The sequence below is a fragment of the Zobellella denitrificans genome (assembly GCF_002407485.1).
GTDB lineage: Bacteria > Pseudomonadota > Gammaproteobacteria > Enterobacterales > Aeromonadaceae > Oceanimonas > Oceanimonas denitrificans.
Window position 1 is genome coordinate 1460741 of sequence record NZ_CP012621.1, and the last position, 19443, is coordinate 1480183.

Below are 19443 nucleotides of genomic sequence, written 5' to 3' on the forward strand. Positions count from 1 at the left end.
GGCTACTCCTTGTAGGCCTGGTGGAAGGCGACGCCGCCATAGGGTTGCAGGCGCAGCCCCTTCACCGGGGTGCGGTGGGCCTGCAGCTTGAGGCTGTGTACCAGGGGAATGATCGCCATGTCCTGGAAGGCCAGCTCCTGGGCCAACTGGTAGTGGCGGATGCGGCTGGCCAGGCTGGGTTCGGACAGGGCCAGATCCAGCTGCCGCTCGAACAGCGGATGGCACCAGCGGCTGGCGTTGGTGCCGGCGGCGATGGCCTGGCAACTGAGCAGGTTGCGCAGCATGTTGTCCGGATCCGGGGTGTCGGCGGACCAGCCGGTGAGCACCGCATCCTGCTCACCGAGGATAAGCTCCCGGCGCAGTATCTGCTCTTCCAGGCTCAGCAAGCGCACCCGGATGCCGAGTTCCGCCAGGCGGCGCTGGATCAACTGGCCGGTCTTGAGCCCGTCCGGGTTGAAGGTGCGCGCGCCGGCCGGCACCAGCAGGGTCAGATCGAAGCCCTTCTCCAGCCCGGCCTGCTCCAGCAGGAAGCGGGCCCGGCTCATGTCCGGCAGCGGCATCAGCAGGTTGGGATGATAGCCCCAGGATACCGGCGGCAGCAGCGACTCGGCCAGGGAGCCGATATCGAAATAGACGGCATGCAGTATGTCTTCCCGGTTCAGGGCCAGGGAGAGCGCCTTGCGCACCCGGATATCGTTAAAGGGCGGTTTCAGGGTGTTGAGCGCCAGTACCGCCACGTTCATGCCGGTGGCCTGGCTCAGCTCCAGGGCCGGGTGCTCCCGGATCACCGACAGCTGGCTGGTGCCCGGGTGGGCCATGACGTCGCACTCGCCGGTGAGCAGCTTGGCCAGCCGCTTGGACGACTTGGGGGTGATGTCGAACACCAGCTGGCCGAGGCGGGCGGCGCCGCGCCAGTGGGTGGGATGGCGATGGTAGCGGATAAACTCGTCGGTGCGGTACTGGCCGAGCAGGAAGGGGCCGGTGCCGACCGGCTGCTGGTCGAGCAGTTGCGGGGTGCCCTGGCCGAGCAGCTGTTCGGCGTATTCCGCCGACAGCACCACCGCATAGTCGGTGGCCAGGTTGGCGAGGAAAGAGGCGTCGGGGCGGGACAGCACGAATTCCACCTCGTGGCTGGACAGGGCGTTCACTTCGCGGACCAGTTCCCGCCAGCCGATGCTGTCGAAGAAGGGATAGCGACCGCCGCTCACCCCGTGGTAGGGGTGACCCTGGTCCATCAGCCGGCGGAAACTGAACACCACGTCTTCGGCATTGAGCGGTCGGCTGGGGCTGAACCAGGCGGTCTGGTGAAAGGTCACCCCGGGCCTCAGCACGAAGCGGTAGCGCAGGGCATCGTCGCTCCGGCTCCAGCTCAGGGCCAGGGCCGGCATCGGCTGCTGGTTGTTGGGATCGATGTCCAGCAGCCGGTCGTAGAGCTGGTGGGCGGTGGCGTCCAGGGTTTCGGAGGAGGTGACCAGCTGCGGGTTGAAGGTGAGCGGCGCCCCCTCGATGCAGTACAGCAGGCTTTCCGCCGCCAGCTGCCGGTTACCGGTGTCGCAGCCCGCCAGCAGGAGGGTGAGCAGGCCGCAGAGCCATAAACGCATGCTTAGTCCTTGTGTTCCGCCTTCTCGCCCGCCGGCAAGAGGGAAGCGTATTTACGTAACAGGCCGCGCAGCTGGTGATAGCTCAAGCCCAGCAGCTCGGCGGCCTGGCGCTGATTATAACGGGCCCGGGCCAGGGCGGCACCAATAAGCCGACATTCTTCTTCGGCCAGGAAGGCCCGCAGATCGCAGGGCAGGCTGTCCGTCTCCTCGGGCCCGGCCGGCACCGGCCCGCCCGGCCGCCAGGGCGAGGCAAAAGGGTCCAGGTACAGCTCGGCCAGGGGCTCTTCCGGCTGGCCCTGGCGGTACAGGCTGCGCTCCACCACGTTTTTCAGCTCGCGCACATTGCCCGGCCAGGGGTGGCTCAGCAACTGCTCGCGTACCGCCGGGCTGAAGCCGGCGAACAGGGGCCAGCCCAGCTCCATGCACAGGTTGACGGCGAAGTGCTCCGCCAGCCGCAGGATATCGTCACCCCTGGCGCGCAGGGGCGGCAATGTAACCACATCGAAGGCCAGTCTATCAAGCAGATCGGCACGAAATTCTCCGCCCCTGGCCAGGGCCGGCAGATCCCGGTTGGTGGCGCACACCAGCCGCACGTTCACCGACACCGGCTGGCTGCCGCCGACCCGTTCGAACTCGCCGTATTCGATGACCCGCAGCAGCTTTTCCTGCACCCGAGGACTGGTGGTGGCCAGTTCGTCGAGGAAGAGGGTGCCGCCGTCGGCCCGCTCGAAGCGGCCCAGGTGGCGCCGCTGGGCGCCGGTGAAGGCGCCGGCCTCGTGGCCGAACAGCTCGGTCTCGAGCAGGGTCTCGGCCAGGGTGGCGCAGTTGAGGGAGATGAAGGGCTGCTGCCAGCGGGAAGACAGATAGTGCAGCCGGTGGGCCACCAGTTCCTTGCCGGTGCCGCGCTCGCCCACGACCAGCACCGGCTTGTCCAGGGGCGCGAGCAGGGAGACCTGCTCCAGCACGGCCAGCAGGGGGTTGGACTGGCCGATCAGCTCGTTGTCGGTCATGGCTTATCTGTGTGGCGAAATTTACCAAATGGTAGTGTGATTCGCCGGCCCTGGCCAGCGGCCCGGCCACACATTTTTCCGATTTTATTGGTTTATCAATAAATTAGTGTTTTCGATAAAGTTGGCATATAAGTTGTTATCTATAGGGCAGGTGGGCCGCGAGGGCGGCCCTTCAACCCCAAGCCCGGAGGAACACGACCATGAGCATATTTTCCCGACTGGCGGACATCATCAACGCCAACCTGAATTCCCTGCTGGACAAGGCCGAGGATCCGGCCAAGATGGTGCGGCTGATCATCCAGGAGATGGAGGACGAGCTGGTGCGCGAGCGCTCCAACCTGGCCCGCTTCCTGGCCGAGAAAAAAGATCTGCTGCGCCAGATCGAGCGCCACCGGGAGCGGGTGCAGGAGTGGCAGGACAAGGCCGAACTGGCGCTGACCAAGGAGCGCGAAGACCTGGCCCGGGCCGCCCTGATCGAGAAGAACAAGCAGGTCGAACTGCTGAAGGCCCTGGAGCGGGAGTGCGCGGCGGTGGAGGAGGGCATGAACAAGCTGTCCGAGGCCATCAACGCGCTTGAGGCCAAGCTGGCCGACGCCCGCGCCCGCCAGCAGGCGATGCAGCTGCGTGAGCGCAGCGCCCAGAGCCGGATCAAGGTGCAGGAGCGGGTGCGCCACAGCGAGACCGCCTCGGCCGTCGACAAGTTCGAGCGGATGGAGCGCAAGATAGACGAGCTGGAAGCCAAGGCGGATCTGTACAGCCAGAGCAAGGGGCTGGATCAGGCCTTCGCCGAGCTGGAGGTGGACGACGCCATCAGCCGGGAGCTGGACAAGCTCAAGGCCAGGATGAACAAGAGCCAAGATGAACAAGAGCGAGGATAACCGATGTCCGAACTGGCCTGGGCCCTGGTGGCCCCCCTCAACATCTTCCTGTTCCTGGTGGTGCCCATCTGGCTGGTGCTGCACTACCGCAGCAAGCGCCGGCTGGACGCCGGGCTGGACGAGTCCGCCCGCCAGCGGCTGGAGCAGGCCCTGACTCAGGCGGATCAACTGGCCGAACGGGTGGAAACCCTCGAACGGCTCTTGGACCAGGAGGTACCGGGATGGCGTCGACCCTGATGAACCTGTATCGCGACAAGCGCAATGGCAAGCTCGGCGGCGTGTGCGCCGGCATCGCCCGCAAGGCCGGGGTCGAGCCCTGGCTGGTGCGGGTGCTGGCGGTCACCGGCCTGGTGTTCGCCAGCTTTCTCACCTTCGTGCTGTACATGGCCGCCTGGCTGCTGCTGGAGGACAGGCCGGATCAGCCGGAGCCCGAACCGGCCCACGTAAAGAGCGCCGGCTGGCAGTCGGGGCTGTCGCCGAAAGAGGCGCTGGACAAGCTGGAAGGCAAGCTCCGGCGGCTCAACGGCCGGGTGGCGGAGATGGAGCAACTGCTGACCTCCCGGGAGTTCCGCCTGCGCCGGGAATTCAACGACCTGCGCGAGGATAAATGAGCAAGACGGCACTGACCCAGTGGCGACACAAGGCCGGCGCCTGGGTACAGCGCGGCCTGGATCAGCGGCTGCGGCTGGCGGTAACGGGCCTGAGCCGCAGCGGCAAGACCGCCTTTATCACCAGCCTGGTCAACCAGCTGGAGCACGCCGGCCTGGACGCCCGCCTGCCCCACTGGCCGCCGGCGGCGGAAGGGCGCCTGCTCGGCATCAAACGGGTGCCGAGCCGCCACCACCATGTGCCCGCCTTCGGCTACGAGGCGGCCCTCGGCCAGCTGGCGGGCACTCCGCCGGCCTGGCCCGAGCCCACCCGCGGCATCAGCGAGATCACCCTGGCCATCAAGTACCGACCCAAAAACCGGCTCAAGCGCCGGCTCAACGACAACGCCACCCTCTACCTGGAAATCGTCGACTACCCGGGCGAGTGGCTGCTGGATCTGCCGCTGCTGGCGATGAGCTACGCCCAGTGGAGCGGCCAGCAGCGCGAGCTGCTGCGGGAGCCGGCGTTGCGGGAACTGGCCGGCCCCTGGCTGCAGATGGGCGAGGGGCTGGCTCCCGACGGCCCCGCCGAGGACGCACGCATCGCGCCGCTGGCGGCCGCCTATACCCGCTGGCTGCACGACTGCAAGCGGGAGTTGGGCCGTTACCTGGTGCAGCCGGGGCGCTTCGTGCTGCCCGGCGAATACCAGGGTGCGCCCATGCTGCAGTTCGTGCCCTGGGTCTGGGGCGAGGTGGGCACCGGCCTGGGCGAGCAGCACCACCACGGCATGATGGAGGCCCGCTTCGAACACTACAAGAAGCACCTGGTCGCCGGCTTCTACCGGGAATTCTTCGCCGGCTTCGACCGGCAGATCGTGCTGGTGGACTGCCTCACGCCGCTCAACCGGGGGCCGGGGAGCTTCACCGATCTGGGCCGGGCGCTGGACGCCATACTGCAGAGCTTCGAATACGGCAAGAGCGGCTGGTGGCGGCGGCTGTTCGCCCCGCGCATCGACAAGCTGCTGTTTGCCGCCACCAAGGCCGACCACCTGACCCCGGATCAGCACTGCCGCCTGACCCGGCTGCTGGGCACCCTGGTGCGCGGCGGCCATCGCCAGGCCCGGCTGTCCGGCATCGACATCCATACCCTGGCCCTGGCCTCGATCAAGGCCACCCATAGCGGCCGGGTCCGGCACCAGGGCGAGGAGATCCCCGCCCTGCAGGGGCGCCGGCTGGAGGACCTCGCCCCGGTGACCCTCTATCCGGGCGAAGTGCCCGAGGCCCTGCCCGGCGACGACTTCTGGCAACGGCGGGGCTTCGACTTCACCGAGTTCGCCCCGCCCGAGTGGCGGCCGGAGGCGCCGCTGCCCCATCTGCGCCTGGATCAGGCGCTGGCTTTCCTGCTGGGAGACAAATTATCGTGACACTGAAAAGCAAGGTGATACTGGACAGCCCGCTGCCAGGACCCGAGGAGGCGCCCCTGCGCCCGGGCCGGCAACTGGAGCAGGACGATTTTATCGCGCTGGACGACACGCCGGCGCCGCCCCTGGTCGAGGGCCTGCGACCCCGCCGCCGGCACTGGCTGTGGTGGAGCGGCGCCCTGTTGCTGCTCCTGCTGCTGCTGGTGCACTCCGCCATCCAGCTGTGGCAGACCTGGCAGGACAGCCTGCTGCTGGGGGCCGCCTGGAGCCTGGCCGTCGGCCTGCTGGCGCTGGCGGCCCTGGGCAGCCTGTGGCGGGAGCTGCGCCTGCTGCGTGCCCTGGAGCGGGTATCCGCCCTGCGCGCCCGGGCCGAGCAACTGCTGGCCGGGCAGGGCAACGGCCGGGCCAAGGCTTTTTGCGAGCAACTGGCCCGCCAGGGCGGCCTGGAGCAGTCGGATGCCTACCAGGGCTGGCTCAGGCAGCTTTCCGATCAGGAGCAGGACGCGGAGGTGCTGGCCCTCTACAGCCGGCAGGTGCTCGCCAGCCAGGATCGCCAGGCCCGGGCCCGGGTGCTGAAGTGGTCCGGCGAGGCGGCGGTGATGGTGGCGGCCAGCCCCCTGGCGGCGGTGGACATGCTGCTGGTGCTGTGGCGCAACTTGCGGATGATCGAGGACATCAGCGCCTGCTACGGCATCCGCCTGGGGGCGCTCAGCCGCTGGCGATTGATCCGCCGCCTGCTCCGGCACATGCTCTATGTGGGCGCCTCGGAGGCGGCCCTCGACATGGGCATGGATCTGCTCGGGCTGGAGCTGGCCGGACGGCTGTCGGCCCGGGCCGGCCAGGGCGTGGGTGCCGGCCTGCTCACCGCCCGCCTGGGACTGCAGGCCATGGATTTCTGCCGTCCGGTGCCCTGGCAGGGGGACGAAAGGAAACAGCTGGGCGGCATCCGCCGGGCGTTGGTCGACAAGGTGGCTAAACTGATGAGCAGGAGCCGGTAAGGAGGCATTCTTGATGAAAGTAGACAAACTGATCGGCCAGTTTCTGGGCAACAACCCCGGTTTTGGCAAGGGCGCCGCCACCGGTGGCATTCTCGGCCTGCTGCTCGGCAGCAAGAAGGGTCGCAAGATGACCGGCGGCACCCTCAAGTACGCCGGTTTGGCCGCCGCCGGCGTCATGGCCTGGAAGGCCTACCAGAACTGGCAGCAGGGCCAGAGCCCGGCCCAGGCCACCCCGGCCAGCGGCGCCGATCTGCAGCGGCTGGATCCGCGCTTCTCGCCCGATGCCCCGGCGGCTGACGGCGAGTCCTTCCAGCTGGCGCTAATGCGGGCCATGATAGGAGCGGCCAAGGCCGACGGCCATGTGGATGCCACCGAGCAACAGCGGATCTTCGAGCAGGTGGAGCAGATGGGGCTGGCGGCGGAGGAAAAGGCGCTGGTGTTCGACATGCTCTCGGCGCCGGTGGCGCTGGGCGACATCGTCGCCTCGGCCCGCGGGCCCGAGCAGGCGGCGGAGCTGTACCTGGCATCACGGCTGGTGATCGATCCGGATCAGGCGGCGGAGCGAACCTATCTGCAGGCGCTGGCGCACCGGCTCAATTTGCCGGCGGAGTTGGTGGCGCATCTGGAAAAACAGGCGGAGCAGGGGATGGGGGAATGAAGTTGGGGTGACCGACGGGGCTCGAACCCGCGACAACCGGAATCACAATCCGGGACTCTACCAACTGAGCTACGGTCACCACAAGATGGCGCGCCCTGCAGGACTCGAACCTGCGACCATCCGCTTAGAAGGCGGATGCTCTATCCAGCTGAGCTAAGGGCGCTTTTTGGCGTTTTCCGTGGGCGGGCCACGGCGTAACGGGGCGGCATCATACCTATTTGCCATGCGGGGGTCAACGGCTTTGTCGGGCCGCCCCGGCGGCGGAAAGCCCGAGTGCCTCGCTTATCAAACCCCTGAAAAAATGCGACAATCGCCGCAGGTTTATAAAGGTGAGAATCAACGCAGATGTCAGCTCAAATAATCGATGGAAAAGCGATTGCACAGGCGGTACGCAACCAGGTGGCCGAACGGGTGGCCGAACGGAAAAGCGCGGGCAAGCGCGCGCCCGGCCTGGCGGTGATACTGGTGGGCGCCAATCCTGCTTCCCAGGTCTATGTCGGCAGCAAGCGCCGGGCCTGCGAAGAGGTGGGCTTTGTCTCCAAGTCCTACGATTTGCCCCAGGAAACCACAGAGCAGCAATTGCTTGATCTGATTGACGAGCTGAACCGGGACGCCACCATAGACGGCATCCTGGTGCAACTGCCGCTGCCGGCCCATATCGACAGCACCCTGGTGATAGAGCGCATCCACCCCCACAAGGACGTGGACGGCTTCCACCCCTACAACGTAGGGCGCCTGGCCCAGCGTATTCCGGCCCTGCGCCCCTGCACCCCCAAGGGCATCATGACCCTGATCGAGCGCAGCCACATCAAAACCCACGGCCTCAACGCCGTGGTGGTGGGTGCCTCCAACATCGTGGGCCGGCCCATGACCCTGGAGCTGCTGCTAGCCGGCTGCACCACCACCACCTGCCATCGCTTCACCGAGGATCTCAAGGCCAAGGTGGAAGGGGCCGACTTGCTGGTGGTGGCGGTGGGCAAGCCCAACTTCATTCCCGGCGACTGGATCAAGCCCGGCGCCGTGGTGATCGACGTGGGCATCAACCGCCTGGACGACGGCCGCCTGGTGGGCGACGTGGAGTATGCGGTGGCCGCCGAGCGCGCCTCCTACATCACTCCCGTACCCGGCGGCGTGGGCCCCATGACGGTGGCGGCGCTGATCGAGAATACCCTGATCGCCTGCGAACGTTATCACGACAACTGATCTCGTCCTGAACCGGGGGCCGGGCGCTTGCCCGGCGCCCCGCCCCAAGAGGGAAAGCCGATGCATTGGCCCGACAAGGATGTGCTCTATACGGTGATCTTCGGCACCGAGACGCCGGCGGGGCGCCGCTTCGACATCGCCCTGATCGTCACCATACTGCTGTCCATACTGGTGCTGTTCCTGGACTCCATGGGTTCGGTGCGGGCCCACTATGGCGGCCTGCTCTACGGGCTGGAGTGGGGCTTTACCCTGTTGTTCACCCTCGAGTACGGCCTGCGGGTCTATTGTGCCCAGAACCGGGCCGCCTACGCCAAAAGCTTTTACGGTGTTATCGATCTGCTGGCGGCGCTGCCGACCTACCTGGCGATTTTCGTTCCCGGCGCCAGCTTCCTGATGGTGATCCGCCTGCTGCGGGTGTTGCGCATCTTCCGGGTGCTCAAGCTGATGCGCTACGTCAACGAGGCCAATCTTCTGCTGCGCTCGCTCAACCAGAGCCGGCGCAAGATCATCGTGTTCTTCAGCACGCTCTTTATCCTGGTCACCCTGTTCGGCTCCCTGCTCTATGTGGTGGAAGGGCCGGAAAACGGCTTTACCAGCATTCCCACCAGCATCTACTGGGCCATCGTCACCATCACCACGGTGGGATTCGGCGACATCACGCCGCAGACCGCCCTCGGTCGGGGCATCGCCGCCGTGACCATGCTGATGGGCTACGCCATCATAGCGGTGCCCACCGGCATCATCACCGCCGAGCTGGGACGGGAAATGCGCCGGGAATACAACCTGCGTCATTGCCCCCAGTGCGACCGGAGCGGCCACGACGGGGATGCCCGTTACTGCAAGTACTGTGGCGGGGCAATGGAAGAGGAGAGGTAAAAAGAAGGGGAGCCGAGGCTCCCCTGAGGTTACTGGTTGCTTTCTTCCATCAATTCGTTCAGTTTCTGCTCGGCTTCGGCGGCCGCCTCGTCCATGGCCTGCTCCATTTCCGCGGCCTGTTCGCTGGCGGCGTCCATGGCATCGTCGGCGGCATCCGCGGCACTGCTGGCGGCGTCATCCAGTTTTTCGCCCAGTGCTTCCATGGTTCCCTGTTGTTCTACACCCAGCGCTTCCGCGGCGTCATCGGTCATCTGTTCGCCCTGCTCCTGAACATTTTCGATAACCTCATCGACGTTTTCGCCGGCCTGCTCGGCGGGGCCCTGGTTGTCACAGGCTGCCAGGCCGAAGGCGGTAACAGAGGTAAACAGCAGAACATTAAGCAATGACTTCTTCATATCGGTTCCTCGCTAGATTGCATGGCGGCCGGAGCCGCTTTTGTGTTTTTGCTCTATCAGTAATAGCCTAGCCTTGGGCCAAATGATAGGGGAGGCAGGGTGGTGACGCAGCCGGAGCGGTAAAATCGAATGTCGATATGACGGGGACTGTCATCCCCGGCGGGGCTGAAGAGGAAAATCAGGGGGGGAGTCCCCTGATTATTCCTGGTCGAGGGTGTTTTCCAGGATTTCGTTCAGGCGATCTTCCGCCTCCCTGGACGCTTCTTCTATCGCCTGCTGGAATTCCTCTTTTTGCTGCTCGAGGGCTTCCGGTGACGGCGTCGTTTCCCGGGCGGCATTTTCATCCAGCACCGGCTCGGGCTGGGAGGCGGCCTTCTCCATCACCTGGTCGATATTGTCGCCGATATCGTCGGTCGGGCCTTTCTCTTCGCAGCCGACGATACCGACCAGAACCGCCAGCAAGGCGGCCGGAATAAACTTTTGCATTGGCGAGGCTCCTTAAAACCTGTCAGGGCCCACAGGGGCACGATAAAAAACAGGGCACCTATTATGGTGCCCATGGCGGATTTTTCAATATGCGGTGGCGGCGGTTACTTGCGGCGCCAGCGGGTGCCGTCGGGGCCGTCTTCCAGCACTATGCCCATGGCGGTGAGCCGGTCCCGGGCGGCGTCGGCGGCGGCCCACTCCTTGGCCTTGCGGGCGTCGAGGCGGGCCTGGATCAGCCGCTCGATTTCGGCCACTTCATCCTCGCTGCCCGCGTCACCGCGCAGGAAGTCTTCCGGATCCTGCGCGAGCAGTCCCAGCACCCCGGCCAGCTCGCGCAGGCGGGCGGCGAGATGGGCGGCGGCCTCGTCGTCCTGGCCTTTGAGCCGGTTGATCTCCCGCGCCAGATCGAACAGCACCGAGTAGGCCTCGGGGGTGTTGAAGTCGTCGTCCATCGCCGCCCTGAAGCGGGTCACGAATTCCTCGCCGCCGCGGGCCTCGATCACCGGCAGATCGCGCAGGGCGGTATAGAGGCGCTCCAGCGCCGCCCGGGCCTTGTTCAGGTTGTCGTCCGAGTAGTTGAGCTGGCTGCGGTAGTGGCCGGACAGCAGGAAGTAGCGCACGGTCTCGCCGTCGTAATGCTTCAGTACGTCGCGGATGGTGAAGAAGTTGCCGAGCGACTTGGACATCTTCTCCTCGTCCACCATCACCATGCCCGAGTGCATCCAGGTGTTGACGTAGGGACTGTGGTTGGCACAGCAGCTCTGGGCGATTTCGTTCTCGTGGTGGGGGAACTGCAGATCCGAGCCGCCGCCGTGGATGTCGAAATGCTTGCCCAGGTGCTTGCCGTTCATGGCCGAGCACTCGATGTGCCAGCCCGGGCGACCCGGTCCCCAGGGCGAATCCCAGCTCGGCTCGCCGGGTTTGGACTGTTTCCACAGCACAAAGTCGAGCGGGTTGCGCTTGGCCTGCTCCACTTCCACCCGGGCGCCGGCCTGCAATTGCTCCAGGTTCTGGCCGGAAAGCTTGCCGTACTCCTTGAAGCTGCTCACCTCGAACAGCACGTCGCCGTTGTCGGCCACATAGGCGTGGCCGTCCCTGAGCAGGGTTTCGACCATAGCGATGATGTCGGGGATGTGCTGGGTGGCCTTGGGCTCGATATCGGGGCGGGCGATGTTCAGCGCATCGAAATCCCGGTACATCTCGACGGTGAGCCGCTCGGTCAGGGCATCGCAGCTTTCGCCGTTTTCGGCGGCGCGCTTGATGATCTTGTCGTCGATATCGGTGATGTTGCGCACAAAGGTCAGGTCATAACCCAGGTAGCGCAGGTAACGGGTGACCACGTCGAAGGCGACGAAGGTCCGGCCATGGCCGATATGGCAGAGATCGTAAATGGTCACACCACAGACGTACATGCCGACCTTGCCGGGCACCAGGGGTTTGAATTCTTCTTTTTGTCGGGTAAGGGAGTTGTAGATTTTCAGCATGATCCAGCGTCTTGGTGGTGAGTCTGTGCGTATTGAACCTTTAATGGCCATTCGGTGCAAGCCTCGTGGGCGGCAGGGGTTCGCTAAAGCGGCGCCATGCGTTAAAATCGTTCCTGAACTTCATTTACCGGATACACGATTATGGTCACACTGCACACTACCTACGGCGACATCACCCTGACGCTGTTTGCCGACAAGGCCCCCGACACCGTTGCCAACTTCCTGCAATACTGCCGTGACGGCCACTACGAAAACACCCTGTTCCACCGGGTGATCGACGGCTTCATGATCCAGGGCGGCGGCTACGGCCCCGGCTTCGAGGAGAAGAAGACCCGTGCGCCGGTCAAGAACGAGGCCGATAACGGCCTGGCCAACAAGGTGGGCACCATCGCCATGGCCCGCACCATGGAGCCCCACTCCGCCACCGCCCAGTTCTTTATCAACGTCAACGACAACGACTTCCTGAACTTCAAGTCCGCCACCTCCCAGGGCTACGGCTACTGCGTGTTCGGCGAAGTGGTCGAGGGCATGGACGTGGTCAACAAGATCAAGGGCGTGGCCACCGGCACCCGCGGCTACATGCACCAGGACGTGCCGGTGGATGACGTGCTGATCACCGGCGTGACCGTCAGCGAATAAGGCCCCCGGCCGCTTGAAACAATGCCCGCCCCGGCGGGCATTGTCGTCTTTGTCTTCAGGAACCGCCATTCATGCCCTGTACCCTCTTTATCGCCGATCTGCACCTGAGCACCGGGCGGCCCGACATCACCGCCGCCTTCCTGCGCTTTATGGCGGAGGAGGCGGTGCATGCCGAGGCGCTCTATGTGCTGGGCGATCTGTTTGAATTCTGGATTGGCGACGACGAGCCGAGTCCGCTCCACCGGCAGGTGGCGGCGGCTTTCCGTGCCTGCAGCGAGCGGGGCACGCCCGTCTACTTTATCCACGGCAACCGGGACTTTATGGTGGGCCGCCGCTTTGCCGCCGAGGCGGGCATGACGCTGCTGCCCGAGCGCCGGGTGATCGACCTGTACGGCGAACCCACCCTTATCATGCACGGCGACACCTTGTGCACCGACGACGCCGGTTACCAGCGCTATCGCCGCATTACCCGCTGGCGCTGGCTGCAGTGGCTGTTCCTGCGCCTGCCGCTGCGCCGCCGTATCGCCATCGCCGAGGGCATCCGCGGCAGGAGCGCCCAGTCCAAGCAGGACAAGATGATGCAGGTGATGGACGTGAACCAGGCCGAGGTGGAGCGGCAGATGAACGCGGCGGGCGTACGGCGGCTGATCCACGGCCATACCCACAGGCCCGCCATCCACGACTTTACCCTGGCGGGCCGGCCCGCCCGCCGCATCGTGCTCGGCGACTGGTACACCCAGGGCAGCGTGCTGGCGGTCGGCCCCCGGGGTGTGGAATTGCAGAGCAGGGCCTTCGAGGATCAATCATGAAACCAGGCAAGACGGGATTGTCCCGCATCATCTCCGCCGGCGGCTATTCGCTGCAGGGCCTGAAGAGCGCCTACCGGAACGAGGCGGCCTTTCGCCAGGAATGCTGGCTGGTGGCGGTATTGCTGCCCCTGGCTGTCTGGTGGGAGGTAGGGCTGGTGGCCAGGGTACTGCTTGTCGGCAGCCTGGTGCTGGTGCTGGTGGTCGAACTGCTCAACTCGGCGGTGGAAGCGGTGGTGGATCGCATCGGCCCCGAGCACCACGAACTGGCCGGCCGCGCCAAGGACATGGGCTCGGCCGCCGTGCTGCTGACCCTGCTGCTGGCGGCCCTGACCTGGATACTGGTATTGCTCGACTACCTCGCCTGAAGCCACTTTTTTGGGGAGGCCGTTCAAGCAAATAAAACGGTCGGCCCCAATAATTCAATACGCCGTTTGCAGTAATTTGCTATTCGGAACCGCTGTTTATTGTTTTTACTATTTTCCAGGCTTGCAATAAAATTGGGCGGCTTGCTGGTAATGCTCCTATCAAAATTATTAATGCGTTCATTTTTTAAACAAAAGAGACGGTGATAATGAGAAAAACAACATTAGTGTGTGCCACCCTGCTCTCCGCCACCCTGATCAGCGGTTGTGCAACAGAGTCTTCCCGCTCGCTGGCGGTAGAAAAAGTCAATTCATATGGCAGTCAGTACCAGGGGGTTCGCAGTCCCATTTCCGTTGGTAAATTTGAAAACCGCTCCAGTTTCCAGCGCGGTATTTTTTCGGACGGAGTCGATCGGCTGGGCAATCAGGCAACCACCATATTGGTCACACATTTGCAGCAGAGCAACCGTTTCAATGTGCTGGACAGGACCAATATGCAGGAGATAAAAGCCGAGGCCAGCATTAAAGGAGAGGCGCAGGCGTTAAAGGGGGCTGATTATGTCGTTACTGGGGATGTCACCGAGTTTGGCCGCAAGGCGGTCGGTGATCATCAGCTGTTCGGTATCCTGGGACGGGGCAAATCACAGATTGCCTATGCCAAGGTCAACCTGAACGTGGTGAATGTGCAGACCTCGGAGGTGGTTTTTTCTTCCCAGGGGGCTGGCGAGTACAGCCTGTCCAACCGCGAGGTCATCGGCTTTGGCGGTACCGCCGGCTATGACTCAACCCTGAACGGCAAGGTACTGGATCTGGCCATTCGTGAAGCGGTGAATAATTTGGTGGCCGGTATCGATCAGGGTGCCTGGAACCCCGTGCGCTAACCAGCAGGAAGATAAAATGCACAATAAACGCTATACCTTTTCGTTGTTCACGGCAGCAGTTTTGCTTGCCGGCTGTTCCGGGCCGACTACGTTGTATCAGTGGGATGCTTATCAGCCGTCGGTTTATCAATATTACCAAGTGGATAACAACAACTTGGATGAGCAGGCCGCCCAACTGGAAGAGAGCATTGAAAAAGCGCGGGCGGCTGATCGCCGGGTAGCACCCGGTTTGCATGCCCACCTGGGATTGCTTTATGCCCATAGTGGGAGAGAGCAGCAGGCACTAGAGCAGTTTGCGACAGAGAAACGTTTGTTTCCCGAGTCGGCGGTGTTTATGGATTTTTTACTTAAACAGAATAAGGACACCCTGCAATGAAACGGACACTGTATCCACTCCTGTTGCTTGTTGCAGTGACACTGGTGGGCTGTGCTACGCCTGAGGCCTACGACTATAGCGCCTTCAAGGAGTCCAAACCCAAGTCCATATTGGTGTTGCCGCCGACAAACCAGTCGCCTGACGTCAAGGCCAGCTACAGCATGCTATCCCAGGTAACCTATCCATTGGCGGAATCCGGCTATTACGTTTTCCCTGTCGCGGTGGTGGATGAAACCTTCCGGCAGAACGGCCTGACCGATCCGGAAGACATCCATAACGTTCCCCTGGACAAACTGCATCAGATTTTTGGTGCCGATGCCGTGCTGTATATCGATGTCGAGGATTACGGCACCAGTTATATGATCATCAGCAGCGACACCCGGGTTACAGCCAGTGCCCGCCTGGTCGACCTTAGAACGGGGCGGCAACTCTGGTCCGGCAAGGCGACCGCTTCCAGCAGCGAGCAGAACTCCAACTCAGGTGGCCTGATCGGAATGATGGTGCAGGCGGTGATCGAGCAGATTGCCAATACCCTGACCGACAAAGGACACCAGATCTCCGGTATCACCAGCGCCCGCCTGCTGTCGGCGGGAGTGCCCAACGGCATTCTCTACGGACCCCGCTCTCCGCATTTTGCCCAGTAAATCAGTGGAATGTCACGGCCGTACCCAACATCGGGTACGGTCGGTTATTTCCAGGTAGCCCTTTTCCTTCAACGCTGTTGTTTAACCGTGGTCATCTTCGCGAAGGCGGAGATCCATGACAGTTTGCGCTGGACTCCCGCCTTCGCGGGAGTGACAGGGAGTGGTAGACACGGCTTCAGCCGTGTGGCGGGCGCTTGTTAAGCAGGCCGAAGGCAACACCTTCGGCCATTCTTCCTAGCTCACTTCTGCCGGCTGTGCTTGCCGATACCGTAATCCTTGAGCTTGTTGGCGATGGCGGTGTGGGAGATATTGAGTCGCCTGGCCAACTGGCGGGTGGAGGGGTATTCCGGGTAGAGCCGTTCCAGCAGTATCCGCTCGAAACCTTTCACCGCCTCTTCCAGCGAGCCTTCGCACAGGGCGTCCAGCCCCTGCAGGCCGTTCTGCTCCGGCAACGACAGCTGGGCCAGATCCAGTTCGTCCCCCTCCAGCAGGCTGATGGCCCGGTACAGGCTGTGCCGGAGCTGGCGCACGTTGCCCGGCCAGGCGTAATGCTGTAGATAGTCGGCCAGGGCAGGGGACAGGCGGGGGCGGGGCCGTTCCAGCTCGGCGGCGAAGCGGGTGCAGAAGTGCTGGGCCAGGGGCAGTATGTCCTTCTGCCGCTGGCGCAGGGGCGGGATCTGCAGGTTGAGCACGTTGAGCCGGTAGAACAGGTCCCGGCGAAACCGGCCGCCCTGCACCAGCCCGGCCAGATCCTGCTGGGTGGTGCAGATAAAGCGTATGTCCACCTTCACCTCCTGCTCGTCGCCCAGGCGGCGGAAGACGCCGTCCTGCAGCACCCGCAGCAGCTTGAGCTGCAACAGGGCCGACATTTCGCCGATCTCGTCCAGCACCAGGGTGCCGCCGTTGGCCTGATCCAGCACGCCGCGCTTGCCCTGGGCATTGTTGCCGAAGGCGCCGGGGGCGTAGCCGAACAGCTCGTTTTCCGCCGCCTCGTCGGGAATGGCGGCGCAGTTGAGCAGGATGAAGGGCCCTTCGCCGCGCAGGCTGGCGTTATGGCAGGCCCGGGCCAGCAGCTCCTTGCCGGTGCCGGTTTCGCCCTGGATCAGCAGGGGGGCGTCCAGGGTGGCCAGGCGGCGGGCTTCCCGGAGCAGCTCGCTCATGGCCGGGCTCTGGGCAATGAGACCGTCGAAATGGCCGCTTTCCCGGCTGCGCATCACCTTGAAGTGCTGGCCCACCCGGTAGGCGGACTTGAACACCACCACGGCGCCGGCCAGGCTCTGTTCGCCGGACTCTTCCGTCACCCAGATGGGCAGGAAGTCGGCCAGGTAGGGTTCGTGGTCTATGGTCACCTTTTCGCTGAGCGGCTGCGGCTCGGCCTGCTCCAGCCAGCGGCTCACATAAACGCCCCTGAGCAGGGGCCCCAGGGGTTGTTGCAGCAACTGCGACTGGGGCTGGGCCAGCAGGGCGCAGGCGGCGTCGTTGGCCAGGCTGATGCGGCCCTTGGTGTCCACCGCCACCACGGCGTCGGGCAGCGCCTTGAGCAGCGCCATGATGGCGTTGTGCTCCCGCTCCGAGGGCATGCAGGGGATGGTCTTGACGTCGAACACCCCGGGAATGCGGCGGATGGCCGGCATCAGGTGCTGCAGGGCGGAGAAATCCAGGGTGGGGAAGTTCAGGTAGATGATACCGCTGGTGTCGATCTCGATGCCGCGCAGATCGATCTGGTGTTCCACCAGTATGTCCAGCAGCTCCCGGGTCATGCCCAGGCGGTCTTCGCAGGTAACTTTTAAGCGCATGGTGCCGTCTTGTGCCTTGTCAGGCTGTAAATAATACCTTACAGCGATGGGCGATACGAGCCCCGCCTGGACGGGCAGGGAAGCCGGCGTAAAAAAATCGGCTTTTTCGGCCGCAAACGGTTTACGCCGGAGGCCGGCTCGGACATCCTTAAGCGCCTTTCCCGGAGCGCGGGAAGGCGGAGCATCCGGAATCAAGAACAAATCAGGTGAAGCAATGAACGAAGCGGGTTTCAGAACGGTCGAGTCGTCCCAGGTCATCCTCAAGGAGTTGATGGTCCCTTCCTACGCCAATTTCGGCGGCAAGGTGCACGGGGGGGTCATTTTGTCGCTGATGGACAAAATCGCCTATACCTGCGCCGCCACCCATGCCAAGGGCTACTGTGTGACCGCCTCGGTGGACTCGGTGGACTTCGTCAACCCGGTGGAGGTGGGCGAGCTGCTCACCCTGTACGCCTCGGTCAACTACGTGGGCAAGAGTTCGATGGAGGTGGGCATCAAGGTGGTGTCGGAAGACTTCAAAAACGGCATCGTCAAGCACACCAACACCTCCTACTTCACCATGGTGGCGCTGGATGAGGAAACCCGCAAGCCCGTCGCCGTGCCCGGCCTTATCCTCGAGAGCGAGGAGGAAATCCGCCGCTTCGTGATGGGCAAGCTGCGCAAGAAGCTGCGCCGTGCCCACCAGCAGGAGATCGCCGACATCCGCCAGGCCCTGAGCGTGGGACAGGAAATGGCCGAGCTGAAGGGGGAGAACTGCCAACTGGCGCGCGGCTGAGTGACCAAATACGAACAACTGGCCCGGCAGCTGCAAGGCCAGATCGCGGCCGGCGCCTGGCAGCCGGGAGACCGGCTGCCTTCCCTGCGGGAAAGCGCGCGCCGGGCGGATATCAGCCTGATGACGGTGCTCAGCGCCTATCAGCTGCTCGAAAGCGAGGGCTGGATCCGCTCCCGACCCCAGTCCGGCTATTTCGTGGCCGAGCCGCTGGCCAGCCCCATTGAGCATTCGCCGTCCTTGCTGCAACCGGCGGAGACCGTCGATATCAACGCCGTTATCTTCAAGCTGCTGCAGGCCGGGGACGATCCGGCCTGCGTCGCCCTGGGCTCCGCCTTTCCCGATCCGTCGCTCTTTCCCCGCCAGCAGTTGGCCCGCTCCCTCGGCCGGGTGGCCCGGCAACTGCACAGCCAGGGCACCGGCGTGAGCCTGCCTCCCGGCCGCATCGAGCTCAGGCGTGCCATCGCCCGCCGCTACGCGGCCCGGGGCATGAGGGTGTCGCCCGATGAAATCGTCATCACCTCGGGGGCGCTGGAAGCGCTCAACCTCGGCCTGCAGTCGCTCACCGTGCCCGGCGACTGGGTGGTGGTGGAGTCGCCCGCCTTCTATGGCGCGCTGCAGGCGCTGGAGCGGCACCGGCTGAAGGCGGTGGCGGTGGCCACGGATCCGCAGAAAGGCATGGATCCGGATGCCCTGGCCGAGGCCCTGGAACGCTACCCGGTCAAGGCCTGCTGGCTGATGAGCCACTGCCAGAATCCCCTGGGCGGCACCCTGCCGGCGGCCCGCAAGCAGCGGCTGCTGGCGCTGCTGGCCAGGCACGACGTGGCCCTGATTGAGGACGATGTCTACGGCGAGCTGTATGCCGGGGACGAGCCGCCCCTGCCGATCAAGGCCTGGGACGAAGAGGGGCGGGTGCTGCACTGCGCCTCCTTCTCCAAGACCCTGGGCAGCGGCATGCGCATCGGCTGGGTGGCGGCGGGGCGGCAGGCCGAGGCCGTGCAGCGGCTGCAGCTGATGAGCACCCTGTCCGCCAGTGCACCCATGCAACTGGCCCTGGCCGATTACCTTTCCGGCCACCACTACGACAAGCACCTGCATACCCTGAGGCGCACCCTGGCACAGCGCAAGCAGCGCTTCTGCCGGGCGGTGCAGCGGGCCTTTCCGCCCTCGGCCCGGCTGCATGGCGCCGAAGGCGGTTACTTCCTGTGGATCGAGCTGCCGGCGCCGGTCTGTACCACCCGGCTGTACTGGCGGGCCCTGGCGGAGGGCATCACCATAGCCCCCGGGCGCATGTTCGCCACCGATGACCGCTACCGGCACTGCCTGCGGCTCAATACCTCCCTGCCCTGGAATGCCCGCAGCGACGCCGCCATCCGCCGGCTGGCGGAGCTGATCGGCGAACAGCTGGCCTAGAGCACCGATCAGTTTAACAATCGACCAATCAGCTATTTGTTGTCTGTTGCAACGTAGAGAGAGTCAACAGGGCCACCTCCGCCGACACGCCGCAAGTACGTCCCTGTAGGCTCGCACCTGCCATCCCTGGCAGGTGACGGTCGGCGGAGGTGGC

At 64.4% G+C, this 19443-nt stretch carries 22 protein-coding genes and 2 tRNA genes; 16 read left to right on the top strand and 8 right to left on the bottom strand.

All coding sequences use genetic code 11. The features are described from left to right. Positions 1-2: 2 nt before the first annotated feature. The gene (locus AN401_RS06925; protein ID WP_096778886.1) at positions 3-1601 is read right to left on the bottom strand and encodes an ABC transporter substrate-binding protein; all 1599 of its coding nucleotides are present in this window, start codon (positions 1599-1601) and stop codon (positions 3-5) included. Between the two features lie 2 nt (positions 1602-1603). Further along, positions 1604-2611, bottom strand: a complete 1008-nt coding sequence (pspF, locus tag AN401_RS06930) for a phage shock protein operon transcriptional activator (protein WP_096778887.1) — start codon at positions 2609-2611, stop codon at positions 1604-1606. A 200-nt stretch (positions 2612-2811) separates the two neighbouring features. On the opposite strand from pspF, the gene pspA reads away from it, so the two are divergent. From pspA to AN401_RS06960, 6 genes are read left to right on the top strand one after another with little or no spacing between them, the layout of a single operon-like run. Further along, complete coding sequence (gene pspA, locus AN401_RS06935; RefSeq protein ID WP_094039720.1) at positions 2812-3489, top strand: phage shock protein PspA; 678 nt, start codon at positions 2812-2814, stop codon at positions 3487-3489. Between the two features lie 3 nt (positions 3490-3492). Further along, complete coding sequence (gene pspB, locus AN401_RS06940) at positions 3493-3726, top strand: envelope stress response membrane protein PspB (protein WP_094039719.1); 234 nt, start codon at positions 3493-3495, stop codon at positions 3724-3726. Beyond that, positions 3711-4100 carry an envelope stress response membrane protein PspC gene (gene pspC, locus AN401_RS06945; RefSeq protein WP_094039718.1) on the top strand — a complete coding sequence of 130 codons (390 nt, stop codon included), beginning with the start codon at positions 3711-3713 and terminating at the stop codon, positions 4098-4100. Before pspB ends, pspC begins: the two co-directional genes overlap by 16 nt. Further along, entirely contained in the window at positions 4097-5500 is a 1404-nt protein-coding gene (locus tag AN401_RS06950) for a YcjX family GTP-binding protein (RefSeq protein WP_096778888.1), read from the top strand. Before pspC ends, AN401_RS06950 begins: the two co-directional genes overlap by 4 nt. Then, positions 5497-6495 carry a YcjF family protein gene (locus AN401_RS06955; protein WP_096778889.1) on the top strand — a complete coding sequence of 333 codons (999 nt, stop codon included), beginning with the start codon at positions 5497-5499 and terminating at the stop codon, positions 6493-6495. Before AN401_RS06950 ends, AN401_RS06955 begins: the two co-directional genes overlap by 4 nt. A gap of 13 nt (positions 6496-6508) precedes the next feature. After that, on the top strand, positions 6509-7153 hold the full coding sequence (locus AN401_RS06960; RefSeq protein ID WP_096778890.1) for a tellurite resistance TerB family protein: 645 nt from the start codon (positions 6509-6511) through the stop codon (positions 7151-7153). 3 nt (positions 7154-7156) lie between these two features. Here the strand turns inward: AN401_RS06960 and AN401_RS06965 are convergent. Then, positions 7157-7232, bottom strand: a tRNA-His gene (locus tag AN401_RS06965). Between the two features lie 7 nt (positions 7233-7239). Beyond that, positions 7240-7316, bottom strand: a tRNA-Arg gene (locus tag AN401_RS06970). 182 nt (positions 7317-7498) lie between these two features. Between AN401_RS06970 and folD the strand changes: the two genes are divergently transcribed. Beyond that, positions 7499-8356 (top strand): bifunctional methylenetetrahydrofolate dehydrogenase/methenyltetrahydrofolate cyclohydrolase FolD, encoded by an 858-nt coding sequence (gene folD, locus AN401_RS06975; RefSeq protein ID WP_094039714.1) that lies wholly within the window; start codon positions 7499-7501, stop codon positions 8354-8356. 60 nt (positions 8357-8416) lie between these two features. Then, positions 8417-9232, top strand: coding sequence for an ion transporter (locus AN401_RS06980; RefSeq protein ID WP_096778891.1), 816 nt, complete (start codon positions 8417-8419; stop codon positions 9230-9232). A 29-nt stretch (positions 9233-9261) separates the two neighbouring features. Here the strand turns inward: AN401_RS06980 and AN401_RS06985 are convergent, their stop codons facing one another. From AN401_RS06985 to cysS, 3 genes are all read right to left on the bottom strand, one after another. Then, positions 9262-9627, bottom strand: a complete 366-nt coding sequence (locus AN401_RS06985) for a hypothetical protein (protein ID WP_096778892.1) — start codon at positions 9625-9627, stop codon at positions 9262-9264. Positions 9628-9825: 198 nt separating this feature from the next. After that, positions 9826-10113 carry a hypothetical protein gene (locus AN401_RS06990; RefSeq protein WP_094039711.1) on the bottom strand — a complete coding sequence of 96 codons (288 nt, stop codon included), beginning with the start codon at positions 10111-10113 and terminating at the stop codon, positions 9826-9828. Positions 10114-10217: 104 nt separating this feature from the next. Then, positions 10218-11597, bottom strand: a complete 1380-nt coding sequence (cysS, locus tag AN401_RS06995; RefSeq protein WP_096778893.1) for a cysteine--tRNA ligase — start codon at positions 11595-11597, stop codon at positions 10218-10220. Positions 11598-11738: 141 nt separating this feature from the next. On the opposite strand from cysS, the gene AN401_RS07000 reads away from it, so the two are divergent. The 6 genes from AN401_RS07000 to AN401_RS07025 all read left to right on the top strand — a co-directional run bounded on the left by AN401_RS07000 (position 11739) and on the right by AN401_RS07025 (position 15308). Then, positions 11739-12236 carry a peptidylprolyl isomerase gene (locus AN401_RS07000; protein ID WP_096778894.1) on the top strand — a complete coding sequence of 166 codons (498 nt, stop codon included), beginning with the start codon at positions 11739-11741 and terminating at the stop codon, positions 12234-12236. Between the two features lie 71 nt (positions 12237-12307). Then, positions 12308-13045 carry a UDP-2,3-diacylglucosamine diphosphatase gene (gene lpxH / locus AN401_RS07005; RefSeq protein WP_096778895.1) on the top strand — a complete coding sequence of 246 codons (738 nt, stop codon included), beginning with the start codon at positions 12308-12310 and terminating at the stop codon, positions 13043-13045. Next, on the top strand, positions 13039-13410 hold the full coding sequence (locus AN401_RS07010; RefSeq protein ID WP_269769035.1) for a diacylglycerol kinase: 372 nt from the start codon (positions 13039-13041) through the stop codon (positions 13408-13410). Before lpxH ends, AN401_RS07010 begins: the two co-directional genes overlap by 7 nt. A 206-nt stretch (positions 13411-13616) precedes the next feature. Further along, the gene (locus AN401_RS07015) at positions 13617-14288 is read left to right on the top strand and encodes a CsgG/HfaB family protein (RefSeq protein ID WP_096778896.1); all 672 of its coding nucleotides are present in this window, start codon (positions 13617-13619) and stop codon (positions 14286-14288) included. Positions 14289-14304: 16 nt separating this feature from the next. Continuing rightward, complete coding sequence (locus AN401_RS07020; RefSeq protein WP_094039700.1) at positions 14305-14664, top strand: DUF4810 domain-containing protein; 360 nt, start codon at positions 14305-14307, stop codon at positions 14662-14664. Next, positions 14661-15308, top strand: a complete 648-nt coding sequence (locus tag AN401_RS07025) for a DUF799 domain-containing protein (protein WP_094039699.1) — start codon at positions 14661-14663, stop codon at positions 15306-15308. Before AN401_RS07020 ends, AN401_RS07025 begins: the two co-directional genes overlap by 4 nt. Positions 15309-15547: 239 nt before the next feature. Here the strand turns inward: AN401_RS07025 and tyrR are convergent, their stop codons facing one another. Further along, entirely contained in the window at positions 15548-17104 is a 1557-nt protein-coding gene (tyrR, locus tag AN401_RS07030) for a transcriptional regulator TyrR (protein ID WP_096778897.1), read from the bottom strand. Between the two features lie 214 nt (positions 17105-17318). On the opposite strand from tyrR, the gene AN401_RS07035 reads away from it, so the two are divergent. Both AN401_RS07035 and AN401_RS07040 read left to right on the top strand, forming a co-directional pair. After that, a complete protein-coding gene (locus tag AN401_RS07035; protein WP_094039485.1) occupies positions 17319-17879 on the top strand; it encodes an acyl-CoA thioesterase in 561 nt (186 codons plus the stop codon). Continuing rightward, on the top strand, positions 17880-19289 hold the full coding sequence (locus AN401_RS07040) for an aminotransferase-like domain-containing protein (protein WP_096778898.1): 1410 nt from the start codon (positions 17880-17882) through the stop codon (positions 19287-19289). The last annotated feature ends 154 nt before the right edge of the window (positions 19290-19443 follow it).